General features: G+C 36.1%; 22 protein-coding genes and 1 riboswitch. Of the genes, 12 read left to right on the top strand and 10 right to left on the bottom strand.

The annotated features are described in order from the left end of the window. The first annotated feature begins 162 nt into the window (after positions 1 to 162). Complete coding sequence (gene glcD, locus ACK4M9_RS11040) at positions 163 to 1,575, top strand: glycolate oxidase subunit GlcD (protein ID WP_409850335.1); 1,413 nt, start codon at positions 163 to 165, stop codon at positions 1,573 to 1,575. Next, complete coding sequence (locus ACK4M9_RS11035; RefSeq protein ID WP_409850333.1) at positions 1,572 to 2,909, top strand: (Fe-S)-binding protein; 1,338 nt, start codon at positions 1,572 to 1,574, stop codon at positions 2,907 to 2,909. Before glcD ends, ACK4M9_RS11035 begins: the two co-directional genes overlap by 4 nt. Positions 2,910 to 3,093: 184 nt before the next feature. Here the strand turns inward: ACK4M9_RS11035 and mnhG are convergent, their stop codons facing one another. From mnhG to ACK4M9_RS11000, 7 genes are read right to left on the bottom strand one after another with little or no spacing between them, the layout of a single operon-like run. After that, a complete protein-coding gene (mnhG, locus tag ACK4M9_RS11030; protein ID WP_409850331.1) occupies positions 3,094 to 3,459 on the bottom strand; it encodes a monovalent cation/H(+) antiporter subunit G in 366 nt (121 codons plus the stop codon). Beyond that, entirely contained in the window at positions 3,440 to 3,721 is a 282-nt protein-coding gene (locus ACK4M9_RS11025) for a Na(+)/H(+) antiporter subunit F1 (protein WP_409850329.1), read from the bottom strand. Before ACK4M9_RS11025 ends, mnhG begins: the two co-directional genes overlap by 20 nt. Further along, positions 3,721 to 4,197 (bottom strand): Na+/H+ antiporter subunit E, encoded by a 477-nt coding sequence (locus tag ACK4M9_RS11020; RefSeq protein WP_409850328.1) that lies wholly within the window; start codon positions 4,195 to 4,197, stop codon positions 3,721 to 3,723. Before ACK4M9_RS11020 ends, ACK4M9_RS11025 begins: the two co-directional genes overlap by 1 nt. Positions 4,198 to 4,202: 5 nt before the next feature. Beyond that, positions 4,203 to 5,690 carry a Na+/H+ antiporter subunit D gene (locus ACK4M9_RS11015; RefSeq protein WP_409850326.1) on the bottom strand — a complete coding sequence of 496 codons (1,488 nt, stop codon included), beginning with the start codon at positions 5,688 to 5,690 and terminating at the stop codon, positions 4,203 to 4,205. Further along, entirely contained in the window at positions 5,683 to 6,021 is a 339-nt protein-coding gene (locus ACK4M9_RS11010; RefSeq protein WP_409850324.1) for a Na(+)/H(+) antiporter subunit C, read from the bottom strand. The genes ACK4M9_RS11015 and ACK4M9_RS11010 overlap by 8 nt, the downstream gene beginning before the upstream one ends. Next, complete coding sequence (locus tag ACK4M9_RS11005; protein WP_409850322.1) at positions 6,021 to 6,446, bottom strand: Na(+)/H(+) antiporter subunit B; 426 nt, start codon at positions 6,444 to 6,446, stop codon at positions 6,021 to 6,023. The genes ACK4M9_RS11010 and ACK4M9_RS11005 overlap by 1 nt, the downstream gene beginning before the upstream one ends. After that, positions 6,443 to 8,863 carry a Na+/H+ antiporter subunit A gene (locus ACK4M9_RS11000; protein WP_409850320.1) on the bottom strand — a complete coding sequence of 807 codons (2,421 nt, stop codon included), beginning with the start codon at positions 8,861 to 8,863 and terminating at the stop codon, positions 6,443 to 6,445. The genes ACK4M9_RS11005 and ACK4M9_RS11000 overlap by 4 nt, the downstream gene beginning before the upstream one ends. A gap of 333 nt (positions 8,864 to 9,196) precedes the next feature. Between ACK4M9_RS11000 and ACK4M9_RS10995 the strand changes: the two genes are divergently transcribed. Beyond that, positions 9,197 to 9,397 carry a hypothetical protein gene (locus ACK4M9_RS10995; RefSeq protein ID WP_409850318.1) on the top strand — a complete coding sequence of 67 codons (201 nt, stop codon included), beginning with the start codon at positions 9,197 to 9,199 and terminating at the stop codon, positions 9,395 to 9,397. Between the two features lie 62 nt (positions 9,398 to 9,459). Here ACK4M9_RS10995 and ACK4M9_RS10990 read toward each other — a convergent pair whose 3' ends face one another. Beyond that, positions 9,460 to 9,600 carry a sporulation histidine kinase inhibitor Sda gene (locus tag ACK4M9_RS10990; protein WP_409850316.1) on the bottom strand — a complete coding sequence of 47 codons (141 nt, stop codon included), beginning with the start codon at positions 9,598 to 9,600 and terminating at the stop codon, positions 9,460 to 9,462. 575 nt (positions 9,601 to 10,175) lie between these two features. Here ACK4M9_RS10990 and yqeH point away from each other — a divergent pair. The 8 genes from yqeH to ACK4M9_RS10950 are packed head-to-tail and all read left to right on the top strand — an operon-like array spanning position 10,176 to position 15,585. Then, positions 10,176 to 11,282: a ribosome biogenesis GTPase YqeH gene (yqeH, locus tag ACK4M9_RS10985; RefSeq protein WP_409850314.1), complete on the top strand. Its 1,107-nt coding sequence runs from the start codon at positions 10,176 to 10,178 to the stop codon at positions 11,280 to 11,282. Positions 11,283 to 11,319: 37 nt separating this feature from the next. Continuing rightward, entirely contained in the window at positions 11,320 to 12,168 is an 849-nt protein-coding gene (gene aroE, locus ACK4M9_RS10980; RefSeq protein ID WP_409850312.1) for a shikimate dehydrogenase, read from the top strand. Continuing rightward, positions 12,162 to 12,452 carry a ribosome assembly RNA-binding protein YhbY gene (yhbY, locus tag ACK4M9_RS10975; protein ID WP_409850310.1) on the top strand — a complete coding sequence of 97 codons (291 nt, stop codon included), beginning with the start codon at positions 12,162 to 12,164 and terminating at the stop codon, positions 12,450 to 12,452. Before aroE ends, yhbY begins: the two co-directional genes overlap by 7 nt. Positions 12,453 to 12,483: 31 nt before the next feature. After that, a complete protein-coding gene (locus tag ACK4M9_RS10970) occupies positions 12,484 to 13,062 on the top strand; it encodes a nicotinate-nucleotide adenylyltransferase (protein ID WP_409850308.1) in 579 nt (192 codons plus the stop codon). After that, the gene (gene yqeK, locus ACK4M9_RS10965; RefSeq protein WP_409850306.1) at positions 13,049 to 13,615 is read left to right on the top strand and encodes a bis(5'-nucleosyl)-tetraphosphatase (symmetrical) YqeK; all 567 of its coding nucleotides are present in this window, start codon (positions 13,049 to 13,051) and stop codon (positions 13,613 to 13,615) included. Before ACK4M9_RS10970 ends, yqeK begins: the two co-directional genes overlap by 14 nt. A 3-nt stretch (positions 13,616 to 13,618) precedes the next feature. Then, entirely contained in the window at positions 13,619 to 13,972 is a 354-nt protein-coding gene (gene rsfS / locus ACK4M9_RS10960; RefSeq protein ID WP_409850304.1) for a ribosome silencing factor, read from the top strand. Beyond that, on the top strand, positions 13,972 to 14,835 hold the full coding sequence (locus ACK4M9_RS10955; RefSeq protein WP_409850302.1) for a CvfB family protein: 864 nt from the start codon (positions 13,972 to 13,974) through the stop codon (positions 14,833 to 14,835). Before rsfS ends, ACK4M9_RS10955 begins: the two co-directional genes overlap by 1 nt. A gap of 6 nt (positions 14,836 to 14,841) precedes the next feature. Then, positions 14,842 to 15,585: a class I SAM-dependent DNA methyltransferase gene (locus ACK4M9_RS10950; RefSeq protein WP_409850300.1), complete on the top strand. Its 744-nt coding sequence runs from the start codon at positions 14,842 to 14,844 to the stop codon at positions 15,583 to 15,585. A gap of 76 nt (positions 15,586 to 15,661) precedes the next feature. Here the strand turns inward: ACK4M9_RS10950 and comER are convergent, their stop codons facing one another. Beyond that, the gene (gene comER / locus ACK4M9_RS10945; RefSeq protein ID WP_409850298.1) at positions 15,662 to 16,483 is read right to left on the bottom strand and encodes a late competence protein ComER; all 822 of its coding nucleotides are present in this window, start codon (positions 16,481 to 16,483) and stop codon (positions 15,662 to 15,664) included. 329 nt (positions 16,484 to 16,812) lie between these two features. Continuing rightward, entirely contained in the window at positions 16,813 to 17,067 is a 255-nt protein-coding gene (locus tag ACK4M9_RS10940; RefSeq protein ID WP_409850296.1) for a DUF2533 family protein, read from the bottom strand. 41 nt (positions 17,068 to 17,108) lie between these two features. On the opposite strand from ACK4M9_RS10940, the gene ACK4M9_RS10935 reads away from it, so the two are divergent. Next, complete coding sequence (locus tag ACK4M9_RS10935) at positions 17,109 to 17,723, top strand: helix-hairpin-helix domain-containing protein (RefSeq protein ID WP_409850294.1); 615 nt, start codon at positions 17,109 to 17,111, stop codon at positions 17,721 to 17,723. Between the two features lie 79 nt (positions 17,724 to 17,802). Continuing rightward, positions 17,803 to 17,909: riboswitch (SAM riboswitch) on the top strand. Positions 17,910 to 17,931: the final 22 nt, after the last annotated feature.

Genomic DNA, 17,931 nt, shown 5'->3' with positions numbered 1-17,931 from the left:
AAGAACTCCATTATCTTTGTGTGAAAAACCATAGAAGAAAGCGCTTCATTTCACTATAATTAAGTTACGAATTATCAACTAAGCTTTTTGAGATAAATGTTAACTTTTCGTGTACTTGTAGTAAGGGGCTATAATATACGACAATAGGGGGATGAATTAATAATGATTAGTCAAGACGCAAAAAAGAAATTACAAGCGATCGTAGGGGAAGAGAATTACCTTGATTCTAAACAAAGTTTAGTCGCATATTCATACGATGCGACACCTAATTATCAAGCTCTACCAGATGCTGTTATTAAACCTAGAAATACGCAGGATGTTTCTGAAATTGTTAAGGTTTGTAATGAGTACAAAATTCCAATCGTACCACGTGGAAACGCAACAAACCTTTGTGGTGGGACATGCCCACTAGAAGGTGGAATTGTCATGATCTTTACACTTATGAACCAACTTTTAGAACTTGATGAAGAAAACTTAACAGTTACGGTTCAACCTGGACTAATAACATTAGATATGATTAATGCTGTCGAAGCAAAAGGATTATTTTACCCGCCAGACCCAAGTTCAATGAAAATCTCAACAATTGCTGGAAATATTCTTGAGGGCTCAGGTGGTTTACGTGGCTTAAAGTATGGTGTTACCCGTGATTATGTAATTGCCTTAGAAGTTGTATTACCAAATGGAAATATTATTCGTACCGGCGGAAAACTTGCGAAAGATGTAGCAGGTTACGATTTTACTAGATTAATGGTTGGTTCTGAGGGAACATTAGGTGTTATTACTGAAGCTACACTTAAACTAATCCCTAAGCCAGAAACCAAAAAGACAATGCTAGCTCTTTATGATAGTCTTGAGGCTGCTGGCCGTACAGTTTCGAAAATCATTGCAAATAAAATTATTCCTACAACACTCGAATTTTTAGATCAACCAACAATTCGCGTAGTAGAAGACTTTGCAAAAATAGGCTTACCGACAGACGTAGGTGCAGTTCTATTAATTGAACAAGATGGACCACTAGAAGTAGTAGAAAGAGATATTAAGAGAATGGCAGAAATCTGTCAGGAAGAAAATGCACTTTCAGTACAGATTGCTCAAACTGACGAAGAAGGAACAGCATTAACTACTGCTAGACGTTCGGCGCTTTCTGCTTTAGCTAGACTGAAGCCGACTACAATTTTAGAAGATGCAACAGTGCCTCGTTCTAAAATTGCAGAAATGGTTCGTGAGATTGAAGTCATTGCCAAGCGGAATAATGTTCAAATTTGTACGTTCGGGCATGCTGGAGACGGAAACCTCCATCCAACATGTATGACAGATGCACGTGATAAAGAGGAAATGCACCGTGTTGAAATTGCTTTTGAAGAAATCTTTGAAAAAGCGATCCAATTAGGTGGAACAATTACAGGAGAACATGGTGTTGGTGTAATGAAATCGCCTTACCTCGCTTGGAAGCTTGGTGAAGAAGGCGTAGAGGCAATGAAAACGTTAAAAATGGCATTTGATCCAAACAACATTATGAACCCAGGAAAAATGTTTGCAAAAGAATCACGTAAACGGGTGGTGGTTTCTAGATGAGCTCTGCTAACGAAAAAAGGCAGCAAGAACTAGCCATCGATATGAAACAAGGTATGGATTATGATGAGCTAATAAATTGTATGAGATGTGGATTTTGTTTACCAGCTTGTCCTACTTATCGAGAATCTGGTGGAAATGAAGCTGCTTCCCCACGTGGAAGAATAGCGTTAATGAAAGCTGTTGTCGATGGTATTATGGAACCGGATGAGGATTTTGAGAAACAACTTAGTCAATGTTTAGGTTGTCGTGCTTGTGAACCAGCTTGTCCGTCAGGGATGAAATATGGATTTTTATTGGAAGATGCACGTGACATCATTCAAAGGAAGAAAAAGCATAGTATGCCTGTACGAATGCTTCGTAATATTGTATTCAATGAACTATTTCCGAAACCGAATCGGATGAGAGCAGTAAGCAGCTTACTTTGGTTCTATCAAAGTAGTGGGATTCAAAAGATAGCTCAGGCAACACATTTAACGAAAATTGCACCAGGTAACTTGTCTACGATGGAGCGTGTGTTACCGAAAGTTCCATCACCTAGGAAAATGAAAAACCGTCCAACGCATGTTGCATCTCAAGGTGTAGTGAAAAAGAAGGTAGCTTTCTTCTCAGGCTGTTTAATGGATACGATGTTTATGGATACAAATGACTCTACGTTATATATTTTAAGTAAGTCAAATTGTGAAGTCGTTATTCCTAAAAAGCAAAACTGTTGTGGCGCATTACATGCACATAGTGGGGAAAAAGACGGTGCCAAACAACTAGCGAAAGAGAATATTCTAGCTTTTGAAAATGTAGAAGCGGACTATATCATTTCTAACGCGGGTGGTTGTGGAGCATTATTAGTTGACTATGGACATTTACTAAAAGACGACCCTGAATGGTCCGATCGAGCTAAAGCATTTTCTGCTAAAATCAAAGACATCTCTGAAGTGTTATACGAAGTTGGTATGCCAAAAATGGTCCTAGAACCACAAGTTGTAACATACCAAGACTCTTGTCATTTACGTAATGTAATGGGTACTTTTAGTGCACCAAGAAAGCTACTTCAATCAATTGAAGGAGTTACGTTTACAGAAATGAAAGATGCCGATCGATGCTGTGGATCTGCAGGTGTCTATAACATTATCGAGGAAGAAATGTCGATGCAAATTCTAGATGTAAAAATGAAAGACGCCGAGGCAACAAAAGCACGAACGCTTGTAACGGCTAACCCAGGTTGCTTGTTGCAAATGAAACTTGGTATTGAACGATCAGGCTTACAAAAGGATGTAAGAGGTATTCACATTGTTGATCTTTTAGCTGAAGCCGTTCGGAATGCTGAAGAAAAAGCTTAAATAATATTAGATCAAAACGCCAGGAGTAAAGTGACTCCCGGCGTTTTTTTGCGTGTTATACTATCAAAATAGATAGAGGATTAATAAAAGCCTAAGAGTATATACCCGATATTTCTACTCCTTGTTATAATCGGCCAAAGATATGAAATTACTTGAGCGTGTATCCCTAAAAAAAAAGCTAGATCTAAGATCTAGCTTTTTTCCCTTTAGCTTTTTTGTTTTCAAGTGCTATTTTCAGATCGTCTTGAACACTTTTATCCCAAAGATCAACCCCAATGTTATAAGCAGATCTGGATATCATGAATCCAGCTACCGGTGCAGTTAAGAATACGAAAACAATGGTTAATAAAACTTTACCGCTAAAAAGTCCTTCGACATAATGAAAATGAACATAGACAGCAAGCATTATACTGATGACACCTAATGTAGCGCTTTTGGTTGCGGCATGAAGGCGTGAATATACATCAGGGAACCTTAGAATACCAATTGAGCCTAAAAGGCTTAAAAAGGCCCCTAGAATGACGAAAGCGCTAATTACGATCTCGATCAAAGATCACACCCCCCTCAATGAATTTTGCCAAGGCAATGGTTCCTATAAATGCAAGAATTGCAATAACTAGAATAACTTCAGCGTATGCCAACGTATTTTGAATAACCATAATAATCCCAATAACGCCAATCAAAGTTATGCCAATTGTATCAAGTGCAACAATACGGTCAGACATTGTTGGCCCTTTTACGATACGAATAAAACATACGAGTATTGACATTGACATGACTATTAGAGCAATGTTTAGAGATACTTCTAGCATTATTCTGTCACCTCCATAATTGCTCGTTCAAAGGTGTTGTGAATTTGTTTGATCATTGCTTCTTTATCTGGAACATGAATGGAATGAACATAAATCGTTTTTCCATCTTCAGAAAAATACATTGATAATGTTCCAGGAGTTAAAGAAATTAAACTAGCAAGTAACGTGACTTCCCATTCCGTTTTTAAAACGGTAGGAACGGCAATAATGCCAGGTTCTATATTTAGTTTTGGACTAAGTACAATTTTAATCACGTCGATATTTGCAAGGATTAACTCCCAGAAAAAGAGTAAGATCAGCTTAAAAATTGCAATGACACGACGGAAGTAAAAGTCGAAATGTAGAAATCGTCTTAAAACATAGAGGAGTGCTATTCCGACTACATACCCAATGAAAAATTGGATAGGGGAGAAGTCGTTTTTAAGTAGCATCCAAATAATCGCTAAACCAATATTTAATAAGATTTGAAACGCCATGGCAACTACTCCTTATTGAGTACAGAATTAATATAGAATGATGGGTCTAGTATTTGATCAGCTACTACCAATGAAAATTGGAAAATAGGCTCAGCAGCTAATCCTAAAATAATTGATAAGAAGACTAAAGGTGCGATTGGTAATAATAATTTCCCAACCTTTCTTTGTTTTGCTTCTTCATCAGAAAGCTTTTGTTCACCCCAGAAGGCATAAATAAAGATTTTCATCATTGAGAATAGTGTAAGTAACCCAACGACTAATGAAACTGCGACGATAATGTAACGGCCTTCTTGAATACCTGACAAAATTAACGCAAACTTACTGAAAAAACCACTTAAAGGTGGAATTCCAGCTAGTGAAATTGCGGCAATGAAGAAGAACCAACCGAGATATGGATGAGTTTTTAACAATCCACCCATCTTCTTCAAATCTGTTGTTCCGGTAATCTTCTGGGTTGCTCCCGCAAATAAGAATAACGCAGACTTGACGATAATATGGTGGGCAATGTAGAAAATAGTTCCCGCAATAGCCAAACGTGTGAAGATACCTAAACCCATAACCATATATCCAACCTGACTGATAATATGGAAGGAAAGGATCCGCTTAAAGTCAAATTGCGAAACAGCGCCGAGTACCCCAAAGAACATGGTTGCTCCTGCTAAAATCAGAATGATATTATGCGTAAACCCAGGATCATGATAGAAAATTAATGTAAATGTTCTAATGATCGCGTAGATCCCAACTTTTGTTAACAATCCACCAAAGAGTGCGGCAATAGCTGCTGGAGGTCCAAAGTAAGATTTAGGAAGCCAGAAGTAAAGTGGAAATAAGGCCCCTTTCATGCCGAAAACGATTAAGAATAAAATCGCAATAACATTTAAAACTCCTTGTTGCTCTAGTTCAGCCACTTTTACTGAAATGTCAGCCATATTTAGTGTGCCTGTAATAGCATAAATATAAGCAACACCAACAATAAATAATCCTGAAGCGAAGATGTTTATGATTACATATTTTATTGACTCACGTAGTTGGTATTTTGTACCACCGTGAACAATTAAGATGTATGAGGAGAGAAGCATTACTTCAAAAAACACAAATAAGTTAAATAAATCTCCTGTTAAAAACGCTCCGTTAACTCCAGTTAATAAGAAGAAATAAAAAGGGAAAAAGTAGCCCTTTTGTCTTTCTTCACTTAATGTTTGGAAGCCGAAAAATAAGCAGGCTAACCCAACAATGCTTGCGAGAATAACCATCAATGTAGCAAACAAGTCAGCGACTAAAACAATTCCAAACGGTGCTGGCCAGTTTCCTAGTTCAAGTGTAAAGATCCCATTATAGTAAACGAGATGGGCTAGGTACAACGCAATCCCTAAAAGGGAAAACACAGTTATTCCACTGATTACACGTTGTACCTTTAAATTTTTAGCGAACAATATTAAGACTACGCCTACGATTAACGGTAAAAGTATCGGTAGAATGACTATGTTATTCATCAGCACTTCCCCTTAATTGATCTAAATCATCTGTTTTATGAACTTTGTACGTGCGATAAGCAATAACGAGTAAGAATGCAGTCACACCAAAGCTGATAACAATTGCTGTTAAGATTAATGCCTGTGGTAGTGGGTCTGCATAAATTGCAGCTTCTTGCCCAAGTAGTGGTGGAGCCCCATTATTAAATCCTGCTAATGTTAACAGAAGAAGATGAGCCCCATGACTTAGGAGAACAATACCGATAACGACACGTAAAAGACTTTTCGTTAAAATTAAATACGTACTAACGGTGAAAATAACCCCAATTGTTAAAATCATTAAAATTTCCATTATGCATCATCCTCCGCGATTGTTAAGATGGAGAGTAATGCTACCCCGACAACAACAAGATAAACACCTAGATCGAATGGTAGGGCGGTTGTTAAGTGAATTTTCCCTAGTAGAGGGACAGTCACGTAATCATCATATTGAGTTAAAAACGCATCGCCACTAATCATCGAATATACTCCTGTACCAATTGCAATTAACAAACCGACACCAATCATCGTTGTATAATTAAAAGGGATGACTTGTTTTATCGTTTTTAAATCAAAGGCTACATATAAAAGTAGTAAAGCAGCTGCCGTCATTAGCCCACCAATAAAGCCTCCACCAGGATTGTTATGTCCTGCAAAAAACAGGAATACAGAGAAGGCAAGAATGATGAAGACGACAATTCTTGTAACTGTATGGAGCATCAGTAGGTTCTTTCTCATACGTCCTCACTCCCTGTCATGCGTAATCTAATTAGGACAACAATAGCTAGAGCTGCGATAGCTAACACTACTATTTCTAACATCGTATCAACTCCACGGAAATCAACCAAGATGACATTTACGATATTTTTCCCTGCAGCTAGTTCATAAGCATTTTGAACATAGTACTCAGATATTGATTGAATTGGATGAGAATAGCTCATCGCATGAACACTTAACGCGGTTAATGTCACGACAAGACCAACACCAATAGATACGACTAAGTTGGTTAACCTAAAGCGTGGTGTAAACTTTTCTTTTCTAAGTTCTGGTAAATGGTAGAACGCAAGTAAGAAAAGAACAACCATAACTGTTTCAACTAATAATTGCGTTAATGCTAAGTCTGGGGCACGGAACACAACAAACAATAATGCAACGATAAAGCCCAGAACTCCAGTTGCCACAATCGCGGTTACCCGATGTGATATAAACGGTATCGCAACAGTAGTCGCAATTAAAACAAAGATAATAACGAATATATAAGGTGGTATTTCTGCCACATTATTTAAATCAATCGCAAATGTATTATATTTCACCATTGTGTAGCCCATAAGACCAACGATAAATACTGACATAAATACAAAGTAATCTCTTAGTAGGCCTGTCATTTGCATGTTCGTTACTTTTAATGAACCAGATACTAGCCCAACAAGGCCGTTATCATAAAACCAGTTTAGCGGGTCTCTTTCTTTTAAGAAGAAAGCAGTTTCGGACCATTTCTTTAAATTCAAGAAAATTAAAGCACCAAATACTACAACCCCCATTGTCATGAATAACTCAATATTAAATCCATGCCAATGATAGATGTTTACATAAAAACGTTCTCCCTCAGCTAAAACTCCAGGCAATATTGACGCCATCGTTGGCTCAATAATTGAATAAGCAAGGAGGTTTGGAAATAAACCGAAAATAACTACTAATGAAGCAAGGACGATTGGTGGAATTAACAATCCAATTGGCGCCTCATGAACTTCTTTTGTAAGCTTTTCTGGCTTAAAGTTACCTAAGAACGTGCGAACAAACATCAGCATACAATAACCGAATGTAAAGATACTCGCAATCCAAGCAACGATTGGGAAGAGTAGACCAAAAGTTTGCATGTTAAAAATATCTAGAGTTGTTGCATTTACAGCAGCAGTAAAGAACATCTCCTTACTTAGGAAGCCGTTAAACGGCGGAACTCCAGCCATTGAAAGTGTACCAATTAAGGCAACAGTGAAGGTAATCGGCATGATCGTCATCAACCCACCGAGTTTACGAATATCTCTCGTCCCAGTTTCATGGTCGACGATCCCGACAATCATAAACAAGCTACCTTTAAACGTTGCATGATTAATCAGATGGAAGACAGCAGCTAATGTTGCAGTGTAATATAAAGTACCTACTACAGCTACGTCATAATGAAAAGCAGCAGAACCTAAACCAAGCAATGCCATAATTAACCCTAGTTGGCTAATCGTTGAAAAGGCTAAAATCGCTTTTAAATCCTTTTGTCTTATTGCAGAAACTGACCCCCATAATAACGTAACAATCCCAAATCCGGATACAATCCAAAACCACTCGGGAGCTGCACCGAAAACAGGAGTTAAACGAGCAACTAAATAAATCCCAGCTTTAACCATTGTCGCAGAGTGAAGATACGCACTTACTGGTGTTGGTGCTTCCATTGCATCTGGTAACCAGATGTGGAACGGAAATTGTGCCGATTTTGTAAATGCACCAACTAGTACACAAAGCATTGCGGGAATGAAAAGTGGATTCGTAATAATCACATCAGCTTGGACGATTATTTCACGAATACTAAATGTATTTGTCATTACAAAAATTAGTGAAAAACCAGCTAGCATCGTTAATCCACCAGCTACAGTAATTAACATCGATTTTTGTGCGCCGTATCTTGAGCGTTCTTTGTGGAACCAATAAGCAATTAATAGGGCCGATGATAAACTAGTCAGCTCCCAAAAAATATAAAGTGTCATTAAATTATCCGATAGAACGACTCCTAGCATTGCCCCCATAAACATAAGCAAATATACATAGAAGTTATTTAAAGCCTCTTTTTGTTTATTGTACAAATAGTAGATAGAATACAATACAACTAATGTTCCGATACCTGTAATTAATAGTCCAAATAAAAGACTAAGCCCATCTAAGTAAATGTCAAAATTTATTCCTAATGACGGCACCCAAGGCTGTTGATAATAAATTGTTTCACCTCGTGAAATATTAGGAAGAAACTGAATTAGATATACAAACAAAGATAATGGAAGGATCATAACGAACCATCCAGTATGTATCTGACGAATATACTTATATAAAAATGGAACAAGTATAGCCAAGATAAATGGTGCTAAAACAACGAGATGTAACAACGACAAATTATTTACCCCCTATTCTTGATAATTGTAAAACGCTTTTCTGTTAATTTTTGTATAAGAAAAAAATAACCCCCTAAAGATAACCTACGTACTCAGTCTATGACTAATAAAATTATATACTAAAATTTACTCGCTTGCATCTTCCTCTATGTTAGCGTATCACGATAATATAAAAATTATTAAATAAGAAGAAACTAAGGGGAAAAAACTAAAAAAAATTTTATAAGTGAACAAAAAACTTTTTATTCAGAAAATTTAAACGTTACTAAATGATAAAACTCATGTATATATTTTCATTAGAAACACCATCCTTATAGTAAATGGAGTAAAAGGGTGAATGGGATGACAAAGAAGGCAATTGTTGCATTAAGTATATTTACAGTTTTATTTATAGTCGCTTGGTGGGCAAACGAAATCAACGAAAAAAGATATTATATAGATGATCAAAACGAACAGATCCAAGGTTTAATGTTTGATGAGGAAAAAATTAATGAACGTTTTAGACCGAGGGAATATATAAAGATAAAAAGGTGAGCAAATATGCTCACCTTTTCTACTGTTAACTTTTAATAAATTATAACGAACTATAGCCAGAATTAGGATGATTTTTTAATTTTATCGAGTAATGATCTTCTTTCAATCTCTTCCTTAATCAGAAAGATAAATTCTGAACTAAGCTTTAATTCAATAGCTTTATAATATGTTTCTACTAATAGATCATCAGATAAGCTTTTCATTGTAGTCTGCGTTACCGCAGCTCACCTCCAGATTTAAAGTAATGGTAAGGACATTTAGTTAACAAACTCTTGTTGAGGTTGCATTTTAAGCAGTAGGTATAAATATCTAGTTCGTAAATTTATTTAGTCATATATAAGATATTAATTTCATATAGTAGTAATTTGTGATTAAATAAATTCTAACATGTCCTAGAAAATGGAACAACCGTTCGTTTTATCCACAAAACCCTGTTAATAAGTTGTTGATAAGCTGTTTACAAATAGGTGAAAAGCATTAGAATCAAGTGTGGGTTTGTGTATAAACTTATCCACATCTGTAGTTTGGTGGAAAAATTTGTCGAAAAGTTTTTTGAAGATGTTACGAAATAAAACATACATTTATTTCATGAAATAGATTGAAACATTAATAGGAAATGAACTATAATATATAATTTGTAGTAGTTATTTGCCATATTGGGTGAATTTTAGAAATTACGAAGATTATTGGATTGAAAAAAAGCAATTTTATATTGACTTCAATAATTGAGAATACTATATACATCAAATTTTATAGAAGAAAGTAGGAGGAAAAACTGTTGATTGAACGGGAAATGATTTGTTCAGGTTGTGGAGTTAAGGTTCAAACAGAAGATAAGGCTGGACTAGGTTTTGTTCCAACATCAGCCCTAGAAAGAGATGTTTTAATATGTCAAAGATGCTTTAAATTAAAACATTATAATGAAGTTCAAGATGTTTCGCTAACAGATGATGATTTCTTGAAAATTTTAAATGGTCTTGGGACACGGGATGCATTAATTGTGAAGATTGTCGATATTTTTGATTTCAATGGGAGCTGGTTACCTGGCATACATCGGTTTGTCGGTAATAATAAGGTTTTACTAGTAGGCAATAAAGTTGATTTATTACCGAAAGTCTTAAATCATAATAAATTGATTAATTGGATGAAGTTGGCTGCAAAGCAATTTGGCTTAAAGCCGGAAGACGTTTTTTTAATCAGTGCAGAAAAAGGTTTGGGGATTTTGGAACTAGCTGATGCAATTGAAGACTATCGAGATAAAAAGGATGTCTTTGTTGTTGGTGCAACAAATGTTGGAAAATCAACATTTATTAATAGGTTGATTAAAGAATTTGGTGGTGATGAGGAGCAATTAATTACAACATCTCATTTCCCTGGAACGACACTAGATATGATTGATATTCCTTTAGATAATGGGAGTTCTTTGTTTGATACGCCTGGAATTATTAATCACCATCAGATGGCTCATTTCGTAACAAAAAATGAATTGAAAACAATTACACCGAAAAAAGAAATTAAACCGAAAGTATTTCAGTTAAATGAAGGACAGACACTTTTTTTTGGTGGACTAGCTCGTCTCGATTATATATCGGGTGGACGTAATTCTCTTATTTGTTATCTTTCAAATGATATAAATATACATCGAACAAAATTAGAAAAAGCAGATGATTTATATAAAAATCACCTTGGCGAACTATTGCAGCCTCCAGGTATTGAAGATGTAGAAAACTTTCCTCCTTTAGTCAGACACGAATTTACAATTGGTGAAGAGAAAAGTGATATAGTATTTTCAGGACTCGGTTGGGTTACAGTTGAGGAAAAGGGAAGAGTGGCAGCCTATGTACCGAAAGGCGTAGCTGTTACAATAAGAAAAGCACTTATTTAACAATGAACGAACGCTATCAAGGAAGGGGGATTGATGGATGAATAAACTTTATGGTTTATTAGGACATCCTGTAAGACATTCAATGTCACCTCTTATGCACAATGACGCTTTTAAACAGCTGGGACTTGACGGATATTACCACGCCTTTGATGTGCCTGAGGACAAACTTAAAGAGTCTATAGCAGCGCTAAAAATTTTGAATATATCGGGGTTTAACGTTACAATTCCCCATAAGGTTACAATAATGAAATATCTGGATGATATTGACGAAGAAGCTGTAATGATTGGCGCCGTAAATACAGTAGTTAATATTGAAGGTCGTTTGATTGGTTATAATACTGATGGAAGAGGTTATTTAACGTCGTTATTAACCAAGTTAAATAAACCGTTAGGAAACTGTAATGTGCTAGTAGTTGGAGCGGGTGGGGCTGCCAGGGGAGTTGTTACCGCAATAGCAAATGAAGGCGTCGCGCTACTTTCAATCGCCAATCGAACAATTGAGAAGGCAGTTGAAATTAAAAAAAATTATTTAAAATATAGGGAAGCGAAGCTTAATGTGCTTTCCCTAGAAGAGGCAGAGAGGAATCTAGCGCTGTATGATGTTGTTATTAATACGACATCAATAGGAATGAGTCCCAATGTTGAAGAGGTTCCAATATCGATTGGAAATATAAAGAAGACAGCTGTCTTAAGTGATTTAATCTATAATCCCATCCAAACAAAATTCCTGCGATTAGGTGAAGAAAAAGGATTGCTTACACATAATGGTCTAGGGATGTTTGTTGAGCAGGGGGCTTTAGCCTTTTCGATGTGGACCCAACAAAACCCTGACACTGATAGGATGACAAAAATAGTAATGCAACAATTAGGAGGATTTTCATGTTAACCGGAAAGCAAAAACGTTTTTTAAGATCACAAGCACACCACTTAAATCCAATATTTCAAGTTGGTAAAGGGTGCGTTAATGAAAATATGATAAAGCAAATTTCAGAAGCTTTGGAAGCACGTGAATTAATAAAAGTAAGTATTTTACAAAATTGCGAAATGGACAAAGATGAGGTAGCTAATGAGTTGTCAAAAAGTACAAGAGCTGAACTAGTTCAAGTGATTGGAAGTACAATTGTACTCTATAAAGAGTCAAAGGAAAACAAAACACTACAGTTGCCATAGGAGCAATTAAAGGGAAAAGGGGGGGAGGATCATGAAGAAAATAGGGCTTTTAGGTGGTACATTTGACCCTCCTCATTTCGGACATTTGATAATTGCAGAACAAGCTAGAGAAGCTTGTTGTTTAGATGAAGTTTGGTTTCTGCCGACAAGAATTCCGCCTCATAAGGTCGGTAGTAACCTTTGTAGCGATGATAACAGAATTGAAATGGTCAAGAGGGCGATTAATAGTAATCCTTTTTTCAAATTGTCATTAATTGAGTTTGAGCGAAATGGCCCGTCATATACGATTGAAACGGTTAAATTACTACTGGAAAAGCATTCTGATGATCATTTTTATTTTATTATCGGTGGGGATATGGTTAACTTTTTGCCAAAATGGAAAAAAATTGATGAGTTACTAAATTTAATTACCTTTATTGGGATGCAGCGACCAGGTCATCGATTTGAGCAGCTGATAAGTGAAAAAATCGTGATGGTAGCAACACCACAGTTAGAGATTTCTTCAAGTGAAATTAGAGAACGTTTACGAAACAATAAATCTGTTCGTTACCTACTCCCTGAGGCTGTCATTGATTATATTGAGGAGGAGGGTATTTATGGAAAGGGATAGTGCTTTACAGATCATCCAAAGCCAACTTCCAGAAAAACGTTATATCCATACAGTAGGTGTTTTAGAAACTGCTGTTTTACTAGCTGAAAAGTATAAGGTTGAACGTGAAAAAATCGAATTAGCAGCTATTTTCCATGACTATGCAAAATATCGTCCGATAGCTGAGATGAAGTTAATCGTAAGTGAACAAAAGATGAGCGATAAACTTTTATCGTATGGATCAGAGCTTTTACATGCTCCTGTTGGTGCATACTTGGTACAAAAAGAAGTTGGTATTGATGATGAGGATGTTTTAGATGGAATTCGTTATCACACGACAGGAAGAGCCAACATGACATTACTCGAAAAAATAATCTATATCTCTGATTACATTGAACCAAATCGATCATTTAAGGGTGTTGAGGAAGTTCGAAAGTTAGCAGAAAAGGATTTAGATCAAGCATTAATTACTGCCATTTCAAACACAATTCAATTTTTAGTGAAAAAACGACAACCAGTGTTTCCGGATACATTAGCAGCATACAATCATTTAATTTTAAAGGAGGAGTTTTAGTACATGCATGAAAATAAAATTTTAGAATTAGCTGTAAAAGCAGCAGACGATAAGCGTGCAGAAAACATTTTGGCTTTAGATATGAGGGGGATTTCTTTAATTTCAGATTACTTTTTAATTTGTCATGGTAATTCTGAAAAACAAGTGCAAGCAATTGCAACAGAAATTAAAAAAACGGCCCAAGAAAATGAGATCGAGTTAAAAAGGTTAGAGGGTTTTGATCAAGCACGTTGGGTATTAATTGACCTTGATGATGTAGTTGTACATGTTTTCCATAAAGATGAGAGACTTTATTACAATCTAGAAAAACTCTGGGGAGATGCCCCTACTGTTGATATAGAAGGAGTTCTTGAATAATGGAATTCAAGCCAGGAATAATTGTTAAGTTAAAGGTAGCCCGTAAAGCTGATTTTGGTTATTTTTTAACATCGGAGAAAGAAAATAGTGAAGATGTTTTACTTCATAAACGACAAGTAACAGAACCGATTGAAATTGGACAAACTCTTGAAGTATTTTTATTTCATGATCACCAAGGTCGCCTAGCAGCTACAATGGAAAAGCCAATTATCTCATTAGGTAACTTTGACTGGCTTGAAGTAGTTTCAGTAAACGAGCGAGATGGTGTTTTTCTTTATAATGGAATAGATCGCGATTTGTTCTTATCGATGGATGACCTTGGAACTGACCGTGCCCTATGGCCAAAAGTAGGCGATAAAGTTCCGGTTTCCCTCATTTACGATAAAAAAGGTCGTTTGATGGGGAGATTGCTTCGTGGCACTCCGATAGAGGAAACTGCCGCACATGCGCCAAAAACGATTTTAAACGAAGAAATTACAGGTACTATTTATTCTTTTGCTGAAAAAGGTGTCTTTGTAATGACGGCAGAAGGCTACATTGCTTTTCTCCACTTTAATGAAACGAACGATGAGCTTCACCTTGGAAAAGTTATTACAGGTAGAGTGACCTTTGTTCGCGATGATGGAAAGATTAATATATCAATGCAACCAAAAGCTCATGAGCGTAGACATGATGATGCCGATAAGATTTATGACTTCTTATTGAAGCGTGACGGTGGCATGCCTTATACGGATAATTCTGATCCAATGATCATTAAACAAAAGTTCAATATGAGCAAAGGCTCTTTTAAACGGGCAATTGGAAAACTTCTAAAAGAAGGTAAAATTTATCAAAAAGATGGTTGGACGTATAAAAAGGAGTAATTTTGCATGAATTACGGAAAATTTGCCTATTTGTATGATGAATTAATGATAGACGCCCCTTATGATCAGTGGGTGTCTTTCGTTTTAAAAGTAATGAACGCTAACGGATTAGAAACTGGTCAAATTCTTGATGTAGGCTGTGGAACTGGAAATATTGCAATTCCTTTAAGTAAAAAAGGGCTAGAAGTAACAGCAGTAGATTTATCAGAGGAAATGCTTTTTGTTGCTCAAGAAAAGAGTGTAGCAGCGGGAGCGAAAGTTCAGTTTTTTCAACAAGATATGCGAGAGTTAGAAGGACTCGGCCAATACGATACGATTGTCTCCTTATGCGATTCTATCAACTACCTAAATAATGAAGCTGAACTGAATGCCACATTCAGTAGGGTTAGAGAACATTTGAATGATCATGGTTTATTTATTTTTGATGTCCATTCAATCCATAAAATTGAAAAGGTTTTTAATGGCAACACGTTTGCCCATAACGGCGAAGATATCTCCTATATTTGGGAATGTTTTGCAGGTGTTGAGCCGCACAGTGTTGAACATGATCTATCCTTTTTTGTTCGTAATATGAAGGGTTTATATGAGAGGTACGACGAATTTCATAAACAACGGACATATCCAATTGAGGTCTATGAGCAAGCTTTGCAGAAGGCTGGATTTAAGTTAGTTTCGATCACAGGTGACTTTTCTTTAAAATTGTTAAATAAAGACGCCGAGCGTTGGTTTTTTGTCGCTCAAAGAAAATAGAGTTGAAAAAGAGGCTTTTCTCCATTTTTTTTGGAAAAGCCTCTTTTCACTCTGGACTATTTTTTTTATAATAATATTAAGTAGGGAATTGTTCTTTTACTTTTTCTAAATCTTCATTGTATTTTGCATGAGTTTGCTTGAATAAAAGATCAAACATATCGCCAACTTCACTACCTAATACTTTTAGTCCTTCGCCTGTGACTCCGCCCGGAACGGAAACCCTCTCTTGTAATGTTGGTAATGTAAAAATCCCCTTCTCAAGTAGTTTCCCAAATCCTATCATCATTTCACTAGCCATTTGCGTTCCTTCTTCATGAGTAATTTCAGTTTGTCTAACGGCTGCTTCGATGAAACGCTGAATTAAATAACTAAAAAACGCGGGACCGCAACTGACAATATCTGAAGCTACTCGCGTAATGCCCTCTTCAATAATGACTGGTGTAGAAATATGTGTTAACAGGCTGTGTAAGGTTTCATAGTCGTCAGGCGTGCAAGTTGTTCCTAATGTGACTAGTGATGTCCCTGCAAAAGCACGGTTTGTAATACTAGGAATAATTCGAGCTGTTTTACAGCAGACGACAGATTCCAATTGCGCAATAGAAATCGGACTAGTAATTGAAATAAGTATTTGTTCTTCTGATAATACTGAACTTAGATCCATTAGTAATGGCTGAAATTGTAAAGGTTTTACACAAACAAAGATTATATCAGCTTCGCACGCTACTTCTTCAGAGGAGTTAACAACCTTTAGATCAGGGAATTTTTCTTTAAAAGCATATGCTTTTTCTATTGTTCGATTTGTGATGATAAGTTGAGATGGGGTTACTGCAGTTGATTCGACGAACGATTCAATTAAGATGCTCCCCATACTACCAGTTCCGATAATACCAATTTTCATTTGTTCAACCCCCTCCTTCTCGAACTTTCTTACCCTTAAGTTTATGTGGCTGAAAAAATGAATATGACAAAAATATTCCAACAACTGGATGCATTCAAGGAAAGCCAGCGACAATTAACTGCTCAAATATTCTTTTCACAAAAACATTTGCCGGTAAAAACCATGCCTCCACCATCTCCAACATAAAAGTAGCTAGCTTCCTGCTCTCTTCGCTGTAAAACTCTAACGAATTTTAGAGGCTCGTTCAAGGAAAGCCAGCGACATACTGGTAATACTCAACAAAAAACAATTTTCATACAAAAAAGCTCAGTAAAAACTGAGCTGTGAGATTAATTTCGACTAATAAATTTTAACACCATTTCTTCTGTAACTTGTTTTCTCATCGGAAAACGAAAAGACCTACTTAAGTTGTTTAATTCCTCGGTAATTGCATTAACTTCAACTAAAGAAAAGTGTTTATTAGCCTTCGCATCGTTTACTACTTTTTCAATGCTCTCTTCTCTCTTTATATCAAGTTCTCTATATTTTTTTTCTGCAGCAATAAATGTAGTCATCTGTTCTTTAATCTGTAAGTGTACACTCATATAAATTCTCCTTTTTATCATTCGTTTAGGGGGTAATAACAATGATGAAACTAAAGCGCAACATTCTATTTGTCATTACAGTATGTACAATTGCTTTAATTTTTAGTGTAAGCTTTATTCGTAATTTTGACAACAGTAGCGTACCAGATGATCACTTTGAATTTTTTACAGCAACAAAAGCAACAACAATTGAACAAACTAGCCAATTAGAAATTCAAAACGAGAAAATAGTAGTCGTTGATGTCAAAGGAGCAGTAATTAAGCCAGGTGTCTATGAAATGAACCGTGGCGAGAGGGTAGTACATGCAATTGAAAAGGCTAGTGGCTTTCTCAAAGACGCTAATCAAGACGTAATCAATTTAGCGCTTTTACTAGAGGATGAGATGGTCATTTTTGTTCCGAAAATTGGAGATGAAGAAGTAGAAATGGATGGAACAAATATCTCTACTGTAAAGGATAATGGAAAAATTAATGTTAACGTTGCAACAGCTGAAGAACTTCAACAAATACCTGGAATAGGTCCAGCTAAAGCATCCGCAATCATTTCATATCGTGAAGAAACTGGAAAATTTAAAAGTATCGATGACTTAGTTAACGTCACAGGAATTGGGAAGAAAACAGTTGATAAAATGTCTGAATTCATCGTGGTAAAGTGATAAAATCTTTTTTCAGAAAATTATTGACAATTCTTATTGGTTAAAAGTATAATCACCTCAACGACAATTTAAACGAACACTCTTATTGAGAGAGGTGGAGGGATTGGCCCTATGAAACCCGGCAACCAGTGTGTAAACACAAGGTGCTAAATCCAACAGAACTTATTGGGTTCTGAAAAATGAGAGAAGAAGCAGATGTTAAACTCTT

Origin of the sequence: Anaerobacillus sp., from assembly GCF_046314235.1 — a bacterium.
Taxonomy (GTDB): Bacteria; Bacillota; Bacilli; order Bacillales; family Anaerobacillaceae; genus Anaerobacillus.
The sequence above is the reverse complement of the archived record's forward strand: the minus strand, read 5'-3'. Positions and strand labels throughout refer to the sequence as shown.

Coding starts and splice junctions, on each gene's coding strand:
- ACK4M9_RS11020 (WP_409850328.1), bottom strand. CDS start 4,197: ATGGCGTTTCAAATCTTATTAAATATTGGTTTAGCGATTATTTGGATG.
- ACK4M9_RS10940 (WP_409850296.1), bottom strand. CDS start 17,067: ATGAGTGTACACTTACAGATTAAAGAACAGATGACTACATTTATTGCT.
- ACK4M9_RS10990 (WP_409850316.1), bottom strand. CDS start 9,600: ATGAAAAGCTTATCTGATGATCTATTAGTAGAAACATATTATAAAGCT.
- ACK4M9_RS11005 (WP_409850322.1), bottom strand. CDS start 6,446: ATGAGAAAGAACCTACTGATGCTCCATACAGTTACAAGAATTGTCGTC.
- comER (WP_409850298.1), bottom strand. CDS start 16,483: ATGAAAATTGGTATTATCGGAACTGGTAGTATGGGGAGCATCTTAATT.
- ACK4M9_RS10955 (WP_409850302.1), top strand. CDS start 13,972: ATGGAATTCAAGCCAGGAATAATTGTTAAGTTAAAGGTAGCCCGTAAA.
- ACK4M9_RS11010 (WP_409850324.1), bottom strand. CDS start 6,021: ATGGAAATTTTAATGATTTTAACAATTGGGGTTATTTTCACCGTTAGT.
- yhbY (WP_409850310.1), top strand. CDS start 12,162: ATGTTAACCGGAAAGCAAAAACGTTTTTTAAGATCACAAGCACACCAC.
- ACK4M9_RS11015 (WP_409850326.1), bottom strand. CDS start 5,690: ATGAATAACATAGTCATTCTACCGATACTTTTACCGTTAATCGTAGGC.
- ACK4M9_RS10970 (WP_409850308.1), top strand. CDS start 12,484: ATGAAGAAAATAGGGCTTTTAGGTGGTACATTTGACCCTCCTCATTTC.
- glcD (WP_409850335.1), top strand. CDS start 163: ATGATTAGTCAAGACGCAAAAAAGAAATTACAAGCGATCGTAGGGGAA.
- yqeK (WP_409850306.1), top strand. CDS start 13,049: ATGGAAAGGGATAGTGCTTTACAGATCATCCAAAGCCAACTTCCAGAA.
- ACK4M9_RS10935 (WP_409850294.1), top strand. CDS start 17,109: ATGATGAAACTAAAGCGCAACATTCTATTTGTCATTACAGTATGTACA.
- aroE (WP_409850312.1), top strand. CDS start 11,320: ATGAATAAACTTTATGGTTTATTAGGACATCCTGTAAGACATTCAATG.
- ACK4M9_RS11035 (WP_409850333.1), top strand. CDS start 1,572: ATGAGCTCTGCTAACGAAAAAAGGCAGCAAGAACTAGCCATCGATATG.
- ACK4M9_RS10950 (WP_409850300.1), top strand. CDS start 14,842: ATGAATTACGGAAAATTTGCCTATTTGTATGATGAATTAATGATAGAC.
- rsfS (WP_409850304.1), top strand. CDS start 13,619: ATGCATGAAAATAAAATTTTAGAATTAGCTGTAAAAGCAGCAGACGAT.
- ACK4M9_RS11025 (WP_409850329.1), bottom strand. CDS start 3,721: ATGCTAGAAGTATCTCTAAACATTGCTCTAATAGTCATGTCAATGTCA.